12 protein-coding genes and 1 pseudogene are annotated in these 12,198 nt (G+C 52.4%); 7 read left to right on the top strand and 6 right to left on the bottom strand.

Annotated features, from left to right (window positions below; all coding sequences use genetic code 11):
* Positions 1-130 precede the first annotated feature (130 nt).
* The 4 genes and pseudogenes from BLU48_RS17365 to BLU48_RS17350 all read right to left on the bottom strand — a co-directional run bounded on the left by BLU48_RS17365 (position 131) and on the right by BLU48_RS17350 (position 2,192).
* Positions 131-820, bottom strand: a complete 690-nt coding sequence (locus BLU48_RS17365) for a hypothetical protein (protein WP_197678337.1) — start codon at positions 818-820, stop codon at positions 131-133.
* Entirely contained in the window at positions 821-1,471 is a 651-nt protein-coding gene (locus tag BLU48_RS17360) for a ComF family protein (protein ID WP_057022108.1), read from the bottom strand. It lies immediately after the preceding gene.
* 205 nt (positions 1,472-1,676) lie between these two features.
* A pseudogene (locus BLU48_RS17355) lies at positions 1,677-1,960 on the bottom strand (type II toxin-antitoxin system RelE/ParE family toxin).
* The gene (locus BLU48_RS17350; RefSeq protein WP_057022109.1) at positions 1,950-2,192 is read right to left on the bottom strand and encodes a hypothetical protein; all 243 of its coding nucleotides are present in this window, start codon (positions 2,190-2,192) and stop codon (positions 1,950-1,952) included. The pseudogene BLU48_RS17355 and the gene BLU48_RS17350 overlap by 11 nt, the downstream one beginning before the upstream one ends.
* Positions 2,193-2,610: 418 nt before the next feature.
* On the opposite strand from BLU48_RS17350, the gene BLU48_RS17345 reads away from it, so the two are divergent.
* The 4 genes from BLU48_RS17345 to BLU48_RS17330 all read left to right on the top strand — a co-directional run bounded on the left by BLU48_RS17345 (position 2,611) and on the right by BLU48_RS17330 (position 6,180).
* Complete coding sequence (locus tag BLU48_RS17345; RefSeq protein WP_057022110.1) at positions 2,611-3,732, top strand: nucleoid-associated protein; 1,122 nt, start codon at positions 2,611-2,613, stop codon at positions 3,730-3,732.
* 1 nt (position 3,733) lies between these two features.
* Positions 3,734-5,032 (top strand): hypothetical protein, encoded by a 1,299-nt coding sequence (locus BLU48_RS17340; RefSeq protein ID WP_057022111.1) that lies wholly within the window; start codon positions 3,734-3,736, stop codon positions 5,030-5,032.
* Positions 5,033-5,449: 417 nt separating this feature from the next.
* The gene (locus BLU48_RS17335) at positions 5,450-5,815 is read left to right on the top strand and encodes a DUF6124 family protein (RefSeq protein ID WP_057022112.1); all 366 of its coding nucleotides are present in this window, start codon (positions 5,450-5,452) and stop codon (positions 5,813-5,815) included.
* A gap of 146 nt (positions 5,816-5,961) precedes the next feature.
* Complete coding sequence (locus BLU48_RS17330; RefSeq protein ID WP_082636618.1) at positions 5,962-6,180, top strand: hypothetical protein; 219 nt, start codon at positions 5,962-5,964, stop codon at positions 6,178-6,180.
* 330 nt (positions 6,181-6,510) lie between these two features.
* Here the strand turns inward: BLU48_RS17330 and BLU48_RS17325 are convergent, their stop codons facing one another.
* Complete coding sequence (locus tag BLU48_RS17325; protein ID WP_057022113.1) at positions 6,511-7,698, bottom strand: MFS transporter; 1,188 nt, start codon at positions 7,696-7,698, stop codon at positions 6,511-6,513.
* 481 nt (positions 7,699-8,179) lie between these two features.
* Between BLU48_RS17325 and mqo the strand changes: the two genes are divergently transcribed.
* Positions 8,180-9,826, top strand: coding sequence for a malate dehydrogenase (quinone) (mqo, locus tag BLU48_RS17320; protein ID WP_057013357.1), 1,647 nt, complete (start codon positions 8,180-8,182; stop codon positions 9,824-9,826).
* Between the two features lie 63 nt (positions 9,827-9,889).
* On the opposite strand, the gene BLU48_RS17315 is transcribed toward mqo, so the two are convergent.
* Entirely contained in the window at positions 9,890-10,726 is an 837-nt protein-coding gene (locus tag BLU48_RS17315; RefSeq protein ID WP_057022114.1) for a LysR family transcriptional regulator, read from the bottom strand.
* 98 nt (positions 10,727-10,824) lie between these two features.
* Between BLU48_RS17315 and BLU48_RS17310 the strand changes: the two genes are divergently transcribed.
* Together BLU48_RS17310 and BLU48_RS17305 are read left to right on the top strand one after the other, a co-directional pair.
* Positions 10,825-11,724, top strand: a complete 900-nt coding sequence (locus BLU48_RS17310) for a DMT family transporter (RefSeq protein WP_057022115.1) — start codon at positions 10,825-10,827, stop codon at positions 11,722-11,724.
* Between the two features lie 130 nt (positions 11,725-11,854).
* The gene (locus tag BLU48_RS17305) at positions 11,855-12,184 is read left to right on the top strand and encodes a YXWGXW repeat-containing protein (protein ID WP_057013360.1); all 330 of its coding nucleotides are present in this window, start codon (positions 11,855-11,857) and stop codon (positions 12,182-12,184) included.
* Positions 12,185-12,198: the final 14 nt, after the last annotated feature.

Raw genomic sequence — 12,198 nt, 5'->3', positions numbered from 1 at the left:
CAATAAAAGATACTTTTTTTGAATGAAGAGAGCGAATTCGTGGAAGTTTGCGTTCTTGATTCGCTCTACTTCGTAATCGCATGAGTATGTTAGTTAGTGGCTGCGATTTGCATGCGGTTTTGAATGATTTCTAACTTGTGAACATGTCATCAGTTGGTTCAAGAGTTTTGTCAAGTTTTTCCTGCAGGGATAAAATTTCTAACTCGTGTTTTGCGATGATATCTCTATGCTCTTTTATTTTGTCGTAAATTATCTGCTTTTCATTTTCACGTGATACCGGGTAGTTTTCGTCGAGTGACGCGAGTTTTTTATCGAGGGATACTTTTTTGTTTGCTTCTAGTAGGGCGTCTTCATCCATCAGCATAACCAGTTTTTTAAGATCTGATGTGTTGGTTATGTTGAAGAACGATTTTTCTGAAGATACGTAAACAACAGACTTCTTCTTTTTCTTAAGTAATTCTATTACGTTGCTCAAAGTTCCGGGGCTCTTGCAATCCCAGATCATAAGTCCAAAATCAGAGTCGTCAGCCATTTTCAAATCTTTGGCCGTAAAATAGGCTCTGGATTTTGTTTTAACAGGTGGTTCAACATTCACGACAGGCCATTGACCGTCGTTGTTTCTTGGGACACTACCAGTACAGTATACAGTTACCTCAGCAAAATTATGTTGCTTGAAGTATTGCTGAACGGATTTGTCAACACCACCAGCATCGCCGATTAGAACGTCTAGTCCGGACGCAATAACATTGTTTAGCCTTGATTTTACTTTTTCATCAAGGCTTTTGATGTTTATGGAGCCAGAAATAAATACTTTTGACATTTAATGTCTCCGGGTTATGGCGACGACAGATATGTTTTTGATGTTGGTGTTTTGTCTAAGTTTATTGCACGCGGCTTCTAATGATGCGCCAGTATCATATAGGTCATCTATTAGAAGTGCATTCCATGGCCCTCTGCTGATCTTATCACGAATTTCGAAGCATCCATCTAGGGCTGCGGAACGCTCAGCATATGTTTCCAGGTCCTTCATTGCACCCGTAGGTTTTATTTTTTCTAAAGTGTCTTCGCTACAGTAAATTCCCAGTAATTCGGCCACTTTTTTGGCGATTTCAGTTACTGGTTGTTTTGCGCGAACTTTGCTTGCAGGCATTGGAATTACAACTTCGATTTTCGGGAATGGTTGACTATTTAATGCTGCTATTATTTGATTGGCTATGTATTCTACTTTTGTAAAGTCAAAGCGATATTTTAGTTGGAATACGGCTTCACCAATGTCTGTTCTTTCGGTGTCAAATTGCATGTGTCCATAATCATTGTAGCCAATTGGTACGGAACGAATAATGTGTTTGTCGAGGCTTACTGCTAAATCCCAAGCGCCATTGCTGGGTATCGTTCGAATTGCCATGATTTTTTCATCCTTGAATATTTTATTGAGGTTTTTTAGCCCGTTTATAGAGTTAAAATCCGCCATTGTTTATCAATAATCACCAAACGCTTTGTTGTTCTGAGCGCTCGTCGCTTTGCTTCCTGCGTCGCCATTAACTGTTTCGATTCTACTGCGTGAAGCTTATCGGAATCCTGTTTCATGAGATAGGTTTGTTTTCAGGACTTCTCCCGGCTGGCCTCCACTTATCACGAATGGATCTTGGGGGTCGGAGAGGCAAGTTTTGCGCGCATTACCGCTTCGAACGAGGCCGTTGCCGTGTGTGGAATACGCCAAGGATCTGCAGTCGATCACCCCGAGCTCTGTACGGGATCAGATAGGACCAGTTGGGAGCTGTCCATCGTGGGTGTGTTTCACCCGACCTTCACGTCCCATGGAAGGAAGCTGAGCCAGCCTGTCGACGCTGGCGAAAATGGCATCCGAGAAGTCGTCAGCGGCTTTTGGATTTTTGAGAGCGACATAGTTCACTTCGTCTTCCAGATTTTTGAGTGCTTTTTCAAGCCACTCAACCTGCATTCCGGCTCCAGCACCTAGCGCGCATGGACGCCACTTGGTCATCGGTGGCGAATTTGCCTTCGTTGGCTTCCTTTACTGCCAGCTCGATTTGGGCGGTCAGCGTTTTCTCGTGTTCGATGTAGTCGCGAAGAACGTCCATCGCAAGGTAGCTCGCTGTCTGACCGTTGGTTTTGTCCAGGTCGGCGAAAGAGTTGGATAGGTCTTCTGGCAGGTTTAGGGATAATCCAGTCATGATGGCCTCGATGGTGAACGCTTGTGCTCATCTTACACCGTGGTGCGTTGGCTCGAATCAGCTGGTCGTCGAGAGGTGTATCCGGAAGTGATATGTGCGCTGTTTCTCTAGTTTGAAAGACTGGATAACGTGATCTGACCTCTACAGCCGCTAGAATTCATGTGCAAAGAAGGTGTTGAGAAGGACTGAGCTCCCGGGATTCGGGAGGCTCAATCGGGCTTGTGATTTTTACTGTTTATGCATACAGTTCTTTGTCTTTTAGGCTATGCTGGATGCGTCAGTTGTCGCGGTATGCAGTGCCAAGTGACACTCGGTTCCGCTGGCTATGCAGAATTTACTAACGCTCGTATGATGAAGTCTTTTTGCTATCACGTGCTTTCAAAATAAAACGTGATTATCTCATTCGCCAGGAGCACGTATGGAAACGAAAGTAAATTTTGCTGTAGTACACGAACTGGTTAAAGAGCAATATAAAGATATTCTTGATTCTAATATTCGGAATGTTGTCTTTGATTTAGCTGTCCCAGCGGTATTAAAGTTGATAGAAGGTGCAGTAGGTATATACGGCAAGAAAAATAACAACGCTCACTATGGTACTTTTGCAAAAAAAACTGCAAGCGAGTATCCGAAAGATTTTCATGCATATTTTTCTCAGCCCGATCTTGCAGAAAAGTCATTCATGGAGCTGACGCAATCTGCAATGGGGGAATTGCACGCGACTGCAAAACCACTGCCAGCTGCTTCTGGCGGATATATTTTGTTTGTAGACTATGAAAGTGCTCAAGGTCGGTTTTTTTTGATAGCTATGCTTAAAAAGCGAGACGGTCTGCGCCTAAATGAGAATTTAGAGCCGGAGGAATTGATTGAGCTTGATTTGAACAGCCTTTATCAAGCTGCGCGAATAAATTTCGAACGTTATGGTAAGTATGTGGCGGCTGATGAAGGTGAGCGTCTTGAGTTGAACTACCTAAGTTTCTTAAGTCAGACATCGGGTCGTTCGGCAGCGGGTTATTTTGTTAATTCTTTAGGGTGTATGGTCGGTAGCGCTTCCTCCCAAGCGACTAAAAACTTAATTTTGGAAAGTACACAGTTTTTTAGAGAAAGGCCGGATCTTTATCCGCGTCGATTGGAGATGAAGGACCAAGTGTTACATTACCTGGAGAAGAAAAGGGAGTCGGGTGATTCTGTCAAGCTAACTGAAGTTGAAGCTATAGCCAGGCAGTTTTTTCCCGCGACTTACGAAGGGCAAGCAGATGATTTGGCTGGTGAGTTTGTAGCACATTTAAATAGCGAAGCTGTAGGGGTTCCAGTTGAGTTTCCGCTCAGCAAAGCAACGCTGCAAAAATATACCCATGTTTCTTTTAAGGCCGAAAATTGGCAGTTAAAGTTTGATCGAGATGCGTTAGGTGAGGATGTCAATTCTGAGATTCTTTTTTTAGAAAAGGATCGTAAATTGATACTTAATAATTTGTCAGAGGAGGCTGTAGCAGTCATACGTGCTGCCATCAATGAAAAGAAAGATGAAGGGGTGAATAAGTAAAATGGCTTCCTCCGTGAGGTTTGCAAAGGCCTATCGTGCTTTGGGTAAACCAAAGCTACAAACGAAAAGCTCGTTCTGTTTTCTTGCGGAGCAGTTCAATGCGGAGGTAGGACCTGCAGTATTGGAGCTTGTGGCGTCACAAACTGGTCGGTTTGATGAGATTTTGATTGATGGAAAAGAAATTGATGCCGCTACAATCGAGATTCCAGACGTTTGGTCAAGATTTGAATTTACTTATAAGCTAAGTGGCGCTGGCGAGGCTGATGTTTATCAAGGCTTCCAGCAGTTGTTGCTTGAGTGCAAGGCAATTGCGCGCGGTAAACTTCCAAAAGAAATATATCTAATTGATGAAGATGTTTGTTCTCAAGGTGAAGAGTTTTTAGATTCCCGTTTAGGGAATCTTAATTCCATCTGTCAACTGATCATGTGTCTTGCAGATCTTGCTCATTATCATGATGAAAAGTTGAGGGGTGAAGAGTATAAGCTCATTTTTGTTGAGGATGATGGGGCTAAAGGCGCAAAAACTATAGCTTTGCAACCAAATATAGATTTAGAATTGTTGAAGTGTAGCGTAAACTCAAATTTAATTACTGCCCTTTTAGAGTCGAATTTTGATAAGAATCCGCATCTTGTTAAGGAAAGGTCTATTTTCCGAGCTTCGCTTGTGGAGTTTTCTAAAGAGTCAATTGATGCGAGAGAAAGATTTAAGCTTTTAGTTTTAAAGTGGGATGAGTTTTTAAGGCTTTATAATAATAATCTGGATACTTATTTAAGTGGATTTTCTTTTCATAAGGCTAAGCAGGAAGTTGGTTCTGCTGAGTTGAGTATTGCGGATCAATTGTCAAAGCTAATAAGCGATATTAGTGGTAAGGTTTTGAGTATTCCTATTTCGCTAATTGTCTTGATTGCCATTGTGAAAGCTGAAAATGTGTTTGAGAGTACTGTTTTAGTGCTGGGTGTTACACTCACTTCTTTTATAATGGCTGAGACTATTGCAGCACAGAGACTGCAGTATAAACGGATCTGTCACTCTAGAATGCTATTGTTTTCCTCTCATGAAAAAAAGATCGAAATTTATCCTGAAGATCTTAGGCTGTATTTGCGATCAGCTATTTGGGGACTAAAAAAGAATGAAAGGATGTTGGGGCGATCTCTTTGGGCGCTTAGATTTTTGGCTTGGGTTCCTGCTATCGCAGCTGTATCTCTACACTCGTTCATTTATATAAACGAACTTGATGCCTCTTGGCGTAACATAATGGTTGTCGCGCAAGAGCTATTTGGAAAGGCGTTTTGTTTGTGATGTTTGTAATTGTGCGTGAAAGTGCTTGGGTAGACTCAGTAACTATCGCTCTTAAGACAGAGACGTTCAGTATCTAAGGTTAATTCGGTAAAACAAGACGAGTGCAGCTCACTATAATGCATAAGAGATTTCCTACGATTTTCTCAGCTTGCCCCTCAGACCTCCCCTAGCTAACCTCCTCAAGCCGCTGGCAATCCAGCGGCCGGATGTGGAAGTCCGACCAAGCTGAAGGCGCTCAATCGCGCATAAACACCTACCGGCGTTTTTTTACGTCTGTATGATTGCTTATGGCGGCTGTGCGCGGGGCACTTCGGTGCGCCGGGTCCTTTAGCCCTGGTCTTCCACACCTGCGTACAGCTGCCACCCCTCATGTGGAAGTGAGATAGGCAGTTCCTTAAACGCTAAAGGAGCTTCGCCATGTACAAGGTCACACCTAATCCGCCTTATGCTTCAAACGCTGCATTTTCTGTTCCCAAGCTTCAAGCCGCAGCTCACCGAGCAATCCATCATCACTTGCCCCCATCCGACGAAGCTGCGCCCGTCGAACGCCCAAGCAACAACCTATTCCTCGTAAACCCAACCCTCGACCCTGAAACCCTCCTGGCCAATGCCACCGAAAACCTGGCATCCGCTAACGAAATGGCCGCCACCCTGGCGTTCGACCTCGACGACTCCCAGCGCGCCATCGCCTTGGGCATTCAGCAGTTAATCGAGTTGAGTTCGCTGCTTGTTGACCGAGCCCAGGAGCAAGTTGCGCCTGTGACCGCTCCAGTCAAAGCCTGACAACCAACCCCGCCGCCTTACCCCAAGGCGGCAACCTGAACTCATGCTGTCCCCCCGCAAAGTTTCATAATTCCCTGCGCCTTTGAGGCCTACGATTGCCTGCAAGAGAGGACCCCAGCGCCTCCAGCCCATAGGGAGTTGAAACCATGATCTCGAACCTCGTCAAAGTTGTGATGATCGCCGGCACGTTGCTGTTGAGTGCTTGTTCATCTTCACCAGCCGTGAGCAGTGACCCGTGCTTTTCAGGCGGATGCCAGTCGTTTGGGGACCACAGCCCCAGCAAAGCCGCCAAGATGAATTTTGGTGGCAGTGGGTTGGGGAGTAGTTATGGGGAGTATGGGGCGGGGTTGTTGCATGATGATTGATGAGGGTGGTGAGGCAGTCAGTGGTGTGTTGACTGACACATGGCAATCGGGAGCAAGCCCCCTCCCACAGTTTGATCTTCAGTGGTCAGGCGTTTGGCGACCGTAGCTCCAGCGAAGCTGCCAAGATGAATTTTGTTGGCAGTGGGCGGGGAGTATGGTTCGGGGTTGTTGCGTGATGATTGATGCCGCGCTGGGCTGCTGTGCAGCCCGCTTGAGTGATGACGTGTAGGAGCGAGCTTGCTCGCGGAAAACTTGAGGGCGCGGTGGTGAATCAGGATGCCCGCGTTATCGTTGGCGATTTTCGCGAGCAAGCTCGCTCCTACAGAGAGCCTAGTGGCCGCCTTTCATACGCCGGGCAATCAGGTAGAGGCCCAGGCCGACCAGGGCTGTTGCGGCGCCGATGTAGCCGGTGCTGGTCCAGCCAAGGCCGGCAGTTATGGCCATGCCGCCAAACCACGGGCCCAGGGCATTTGCCAGGTTGAACGCGGCATGGTTAGACGCTGCCGCCAAGCTCGGCGCTTCGTGTGCTATGTCCATCAGGCGAATCTGCAACGGTGCTGCCAGCGCAACCATGGTGCCAACCAGTCCCATGCTCAGCAGCACGCCCCACAGCGACGCCGCGGCGAAGGGGAAGAACAGCAGCACGGCCATCGACCACACCAATATCAAGCCCACCGCCCGGAACTGCATGCGATCAAACAGCTTGCCACCGGCAATGTTGCCGATGATGCCGCCGACGCCGAACGCGGCAAGGCCAAACGGAATCCACTGCGGCGAGACCTTGGTCACTTCCAGCATGGTCGGCGCGAGATAGCTGAATACGCAGAACATCCCGGCAAAGCCAATCGCGCCGATGGACAGGGCCATCCATACCTGGGGTTTGGTGAAGGCGCGCAGTTCTTTGCGTGGGTCGCTGCGTTGTTCGTCGTGGCGGTGGGGCACGAATTGCCACACCAGGGCGATGGTGAGCAGGGCGATCACGCTGACCAGGGCGAACGCCGAGCGCCAGCCCAGGTGTTGGCCGAGGAAGGTGGCGATGGGGTTGCCGAGCAGCATGGCCAGGGTCAGGCCCATCATCACGCGGGCTACGGCGCCGGCGCGTTTGTCGGTGGGCACCATGCTGGAGGCAACCACGGCGGCGATGCCGAAGTAGGCGTCGTGGGGCAGGCCGCTGATAAAGCGGAAGGCCACCAGCGAGCCGAAGGTGGGGGTGAAGGCGGTGGCGAAGTTGCCCAGGGCGTACAGGCCCATCAGCAACAGCAGCATGTGTTTGCGCAGCAGCTTGGCGCCGAGGATGGCCAGCAGTGGGGCGCCGACCATCACGCCGAGGGCATAGGCGCTGATGGCGTGGCCGACCTGGGGTTCGCTTAACCCCAGGTTCTGGGCGATGTCGGGCATCAGGCCCATGATGGCGAATTCGCCGGTGCCGATCGCGAAGGCGCCTACGGCCATGGCCGCTTCCATTTTCGCGGCGCTGCGCGCGGGCAGTACGTGCCCGGGTGTTTGCTGGGTAGTCATGGGTAACTCTATGTGGAAGGTGTGCACGAAGGACAGCCGCCGATGCTACGCAGGCAACGGCGAAGGTGTCTAGAACCGCCATTTGCGCCAGAGTTCCAGGCCTGTGACCGCAGGTCGCGGCTGTCAGGCTTGACACCGGCGCATTAAAAGCCGCGATTTGGGCCTGTCAATTGGCCAAACGGCGCATAAACGCTGTTTAGCGTGATATTCTGCGCGCCGTCTTGGTCTAGGCTTTCCCTGGTGCGTACACCCGTATACGTCCCAGCGGTTGGCTGTTGCCCAGGTAGCTGAGCCAATAATGATAAGAAGTCAGCGCAGAAGGGACATAACAGTGAGGTCGCTCAACCGGCCTTGTGTGCCCACCCTGCAGTCCTCATGTGCATGTGCAGACCCCGCGCGACGTTGCCTGACGTAGCGTGATCGAGGGTCGCCCATGACGGGGGGCGGTAGGGCGGATGGCGTTTTATCATAGGTGCTACTGATGTTTAAAAAAGTAAACACTGCCCTGCTGGGGCTGGCTTTGTCGATGGGGATCACGTCCGCGCAAGCGGAAGAGGCAAAGAAAGTCGATGTGCTGCTGATCGGCGGCGGCATCATGAGTGCAACCCTGGGTGTCTGGCTCAATGAGCTGGAACCGGATTGGTCGATGGAAATGGTCGAGCGCCTCGATGGCGTGGCCGAAGAAAGCTCCAACGGCTGGAACAACGCAGGTACCGGTCACTCGGCCCTGGCTGAGCTGAACTACACCCCGGAAGACAAGAACGGCAACGTTGAGATCCCGAAAGCGGTCGAGATCAACGAAGCGTTCCAGATCTCCCGTCAGTTCTGGTCCTGGCAGGTTCAGCAGGGCGTGTTGAAGAACCCGCGTTCGTTCATCAACTCCACGCCGCACATGAGCTTTGTGTGGGGCGATGACAACATCAAGTTCCTGAAAAAACGCTACGAAGCCCTGCAAGCGAGCCCGCTGTTCGCCGGTATGCAGTACTCCGAAGACCCGGCGCAGATCGCCAAGTGGGTTCCGCTGATGATGGAAGGGCGTGATCCGAAGCAGAAGATCGCGGCCACCTGGAGCCCAATCGGCACCGACGTGAACTTCGGCGAGATCACCCGCCAGTTCGTCGCTCACCTGCAAACCACGCCGAAGTTCGATCTGAAACTGTCGAGCGAAGTGCAGGACATCACCCGCAACGACGACGGTTCGTGGCGTGTGAGCTACAAAAACCTGAAAGACGGCACCAAGACTGAAACCGACGCCAAGTTCGTGTTCATCGGCGCCGGCGGCGGTGCCCTGCACCTGCTGCAGAAGTCGGGCATTCCTGAAGCCAAGGAATACGCCGGTTTCCCTGTAGGCGGTTCGTTCCTGGTAACCGATAACCCAACTATCGCCGAGCAGCACCTGGCCAAGGCCTACGGTAAAGCCTCGGTCGGTTCGCCACCGATGTCGGTTCCGCACCTGGACACCCGCGTGCTGGATGGCAAGCGCGTGATCCTGTTTGGCCCATTCGCAACCTTCTCGACCAAGTTCCTGAAAGAAGGCTCGTACCTGGACCTGCTGACCAGCACCACCACCCACAACATCTGGCCCATGACCAAAGTCGGTATTCGTGAATACCCACTGGTCGAGTACCTCGCCGGCCAACTGATGCTGTCGGATGACGACCGCTTCAAGGCGCTGCAAGAGTACTTCCCGAACGCCAAGCAATCCGACTGGCGCCTGTGGCAAGCCGGCCAGCGCGTGCAGATCATCAAGCGTGACGAAGAGCAGGGCGGCGTGCTGAAACTCGGTACCGAAGTGGTCAGCTCTGCCGACAACTCCATTGCCGGCCTGTTGGGTGCATCGCCAGGCGCTTCCACCGCGGCTCCGATCATGCTGACCGTGCTGCAAAAGGTCTTCAAGGACAAGGTAGCCAGCCCGGCCTGGCAGGAAAAACTGCACCAGATCGTGCCAAGCTACGGTACCAAGCTGAACGACAGCCCTGAGGCTGTTGCCAAGGAATGGGCCTATACCGCCGGTGTGCTGCAACTGACCCCACCGCCAGCGATCCCGCAACTGGCTGCTCCACAGGCTACCGAGGCTGCCAAGCCTGCGGCTGAGCCGAGCAAGCCGGCGTCTGACCTGGCGCTGTAAGCAACACCCACGAAAAAGCCCGCTGAACCGGTGACGGTCAGCGGGCTTTTTTGTGGGCGCAGTTCAGACCTTGAAGTGGCGGATTTGCTCATGCACATGCAGCGCCAGCGCATTGCCGGTATCGCACATCAGGTACAGATGCTGCGCGGGTAGAGGTGGCAGTTCTGACATGTGGATCAGCCCTTCGCCCATACGGCTTTGCTCCATCAGGCCAACCGCCACGCCACTGCGTACACAGGCTTCGACCGCAGACGAGTTGGGGCTTTCCAGCAGTAGCCGGTGGTAGACCCCATGATCCTTCAACGACTGCAGCGCTGCGGCGCGATAGGGGCAGCCAGTGATGGGCACAGTGATGGGTAATGGCACGTTCGGCGGCGAGTTGAAGCCTTCGGTCGCCACCCACAGCGGCTGCACGGCCCCCAGGCGTTCACCTTGTGCGAGTGGGTGCGCGCTGACGGTGATCGCCAGGTCCAGTTGGTTGGCCATGAATAAGTCCAGTAACTCACCGCTGGTGCGCGCTTCGATCTCCAGTTCCAGCAGGGGGTTGTCAGCGATCAGTCGCGGTAAAAATTCCTGGATGAAGGCGGGCGCGTAGGTATCCGGCACCCCCAGGCGGATCTTGCCCTGCATGCGCTGGGGCATCAGCGAAATCAGCAGGCGGTCATGACTCTTGAGAAACTCGGTGGTTTCGCCCAGCAATTTCTGGCCGTACAGGGTCAACTCCACGCCTTGGTTACTGCGGCTGAACAGACGCTGACCGACCTGATCCTCCAGCTTCTGGATTTGCGTGGTGACGGTGGACGCGCTGCGGTGCACATGCTCGGCCGCCTCGTTAAAGCGCTTAAAGCGCGCTACGGCGTGAAAGGTGCGCAACAGCTCGATATTCAGTTGTTTAGTCATGATTCGGTTTTTTCGGATTTATTGTTCGTGTAATTCAAATATACGCAAGCATGTGCAGCCTTTAGCCTTTGAGTCAAATCACAGCGATGGGAGGCGATATGAAGCGATCTACCTTGGGGCTGCTGCTGTTGCAGGCGGTTTTCGTTTTGTCGTGGAGTTCAGGCTTTATCGGCGCCAAGCTCGGCACCCAGGGTGGTGGAGCGTTCAATCTGCTGTTCTGGCGTTTCCTGCTGGTCTCGCTGTGCCTGGCGCTGTTCCTGAATAGGCGGTTGCTGGAGGTGACCTGGCAGCAACTCCGCCATCACGCGGTTGTCGGGTTCCTGTCGCAGTTTCTCTATTTGAGCTGCGTCTACGTCGCCATCCAGAACGGCCTACCACCCGGGATCGCGGCGATTATTGCGGCGTTGCAGCCATTGATGACGGCGGCATTGTCGACGGGCATGGCCTCCGAGCGCAGTGGCGGCTGGCAATGGGTGGGGTTGGTGATCGGCTTTGTCGGTGTGTCGATTGTGATTGCCGGGCAGTACGGTGGTGGCGGGCAGGATGTCGGGCTGGTCATGTACCTGTTGCCCCTGGTATCGGCACTGGGACTGACACTGGCGACCTTGTACGAGCGTCGCTCGGTGCAGGCCCAGGACTGCGGGTTGGTGTTGCCTCTGTTTATCCAGTCGCTGTTGACCTTGATAGGTTTTACCGCGGCCGTGATCTACACCGACACCCTGAGTATTCCCCATGACACCAACGTACTGATCTCGATTGTCTGGTTGACTCTGTTCTCCACCTTCGTCGCCTATTTGAGCCTGTGGATGCTGCTGCGGGTGATGACCGCCACCCATGTGGCGACGCTGGTGTATCTGGAACCGCCGGTGACATTGGTGTGGGCGGCGTTGATGTTTGGCGACGTGATCCATGCATCGACCTACGCGGGCATAGCCGTGGTCGTGGCCGGGTTGGTGCTGGTGCGTCTGAAGCGACCGACTGTCGCCTGTACTTCCTGAGGCTGGCGGGTTCAGCAAGCTGACAGACACCACCTGTTAAAAAGTACCCATGCCTAAGCAGGAGCGCGGCTGAAACAAGGGGGGACTTTTACCAGTGCAGGTATTGGGCGTTCGCGCCCGAGGGTTTTGTATGTTGCTACGTTATGCAGCATTGGCCGCCATGGTGGTCGCCGCTTCCGGGTGTGTGCAAGAGCGTGTTGTGCATGAGCGCAGGCCGATGCAACGTGAGTATGTAGAGGTTGTAGCGCCGCAACCGCCGCCCGTACAGGTGATCGAAGTCGAGCCGCCGGTACGTGAAGGTTATATCTGGTCTCGTGGTTACTGGCGCTGGCAAGGCGGGCGATACGTCGCGGTGCATGGTCACTGGGAACCGGTGCGCGAGGGCTACCGCTATGTGCATCCGCATTGGGTGCAGCGTAACGATGGCTACCACTGGCAGATAGGTGGCTGGGTTCGCTGACCCATCGCCCTCTT

This window comes from Pseudomonas synxantha, assembly GCF_900105675.1.
Taxonomy (GTDB): Bacteria; Pseudomonadota; Gammaproteobacteria; order Pseudomonadales; family Pseudomonadaceae; genus Aquipseudomonas; species Aquipseudomonas synxantha.
This window is presented reverse-complemented; position numbering and strand designations above follow the sequence as displayed.

Bases quoted from the DNA above. Each gene is read 5' to 3' on its own strand.
- mqo (WP_057013357.1), top strand. From the start codon at position 8,180: ATGTTTAAAAAAGTAAACACTGCCCTGCTGGGGCTGGCTTTGTCGATG.
- BLU48_RS17365 (WP_197678337.1), bottom strand. From the start codon at position 820: ATGTCAAAAGTATTTATTTCTGGCTCCATAAACATCAAAAGCCTTGAT.
- BLU48_RS17330 (WP_082636618.1), top strand. From the start codon at position 5,962: ATGATCTCGAACCTCGTCAAAGTTGTGATGATCGCCGGCACGTTGCTG.
- BLU48_RS17340 (WP_057022111.1), top strand. From the start codon at position 3,734: ATGGCTTCCTCCGTGAGGTTTGCAAAGGCCTATCGTGCTTTGGGTAAA.
- BLU48_RS17360 (WP_057022108.1), bottom strand. From the start codon at position 1,471: ATGGCGGATTTTAACTCTATAAACGGGCTAAAAAACCTCAATAAAATA.
- BLU48_RS17315 (WP_057022114.1), bottom strand. From the start codon at position 10,726: ATGACTAAACAACTGAATATCGAGCTGTTGCGCACCTTTCACGCCGTA.
- BLU48_RS17350 (WP_057022109.1), bottom strand. From the start codon at position 2,192: ATGACTGGATTATCCCTAAACCTGCCAGAAGACCTATCCAACTCTTTC.
- BLU48_RS17335 (WP_057022112.1), top strand. From the start codon at position 5,450: ATGTACAAGGTCACACCTAATCCGCCTTATGCTTCAAACGCTGCATTT.
- BLU48_RS17345 (WP_057022110.1), top strand. From the start codon at position 2,611: ATGGAAACGAAAGTAAATTTTGCTGTAGTACACGAACTGGTTAAAGAG.
- BLU48_RS17310 (WP_057022115.1), top strand. From the start codon at position 10,825: ATGAAGCGATCTACCTTGGGGCTGCTGCTGTTGCAGGCGGTTTTCGTT.
- BLU48_RS17305 (WP_057013360.1), top strand. From the start codon at position 11,855: ATGTTGCTACGTTATGCAGCATTGGCCGCCATGGTGGTCGCCGCTTCC.
- BLU48_RS17325 (WP_057022113.1), bottom strand. From the start codon at position 7,698: ATGACTACCCAGCAAACACCCGGGCACGTACTGCCCGCGCGCAGCGCC.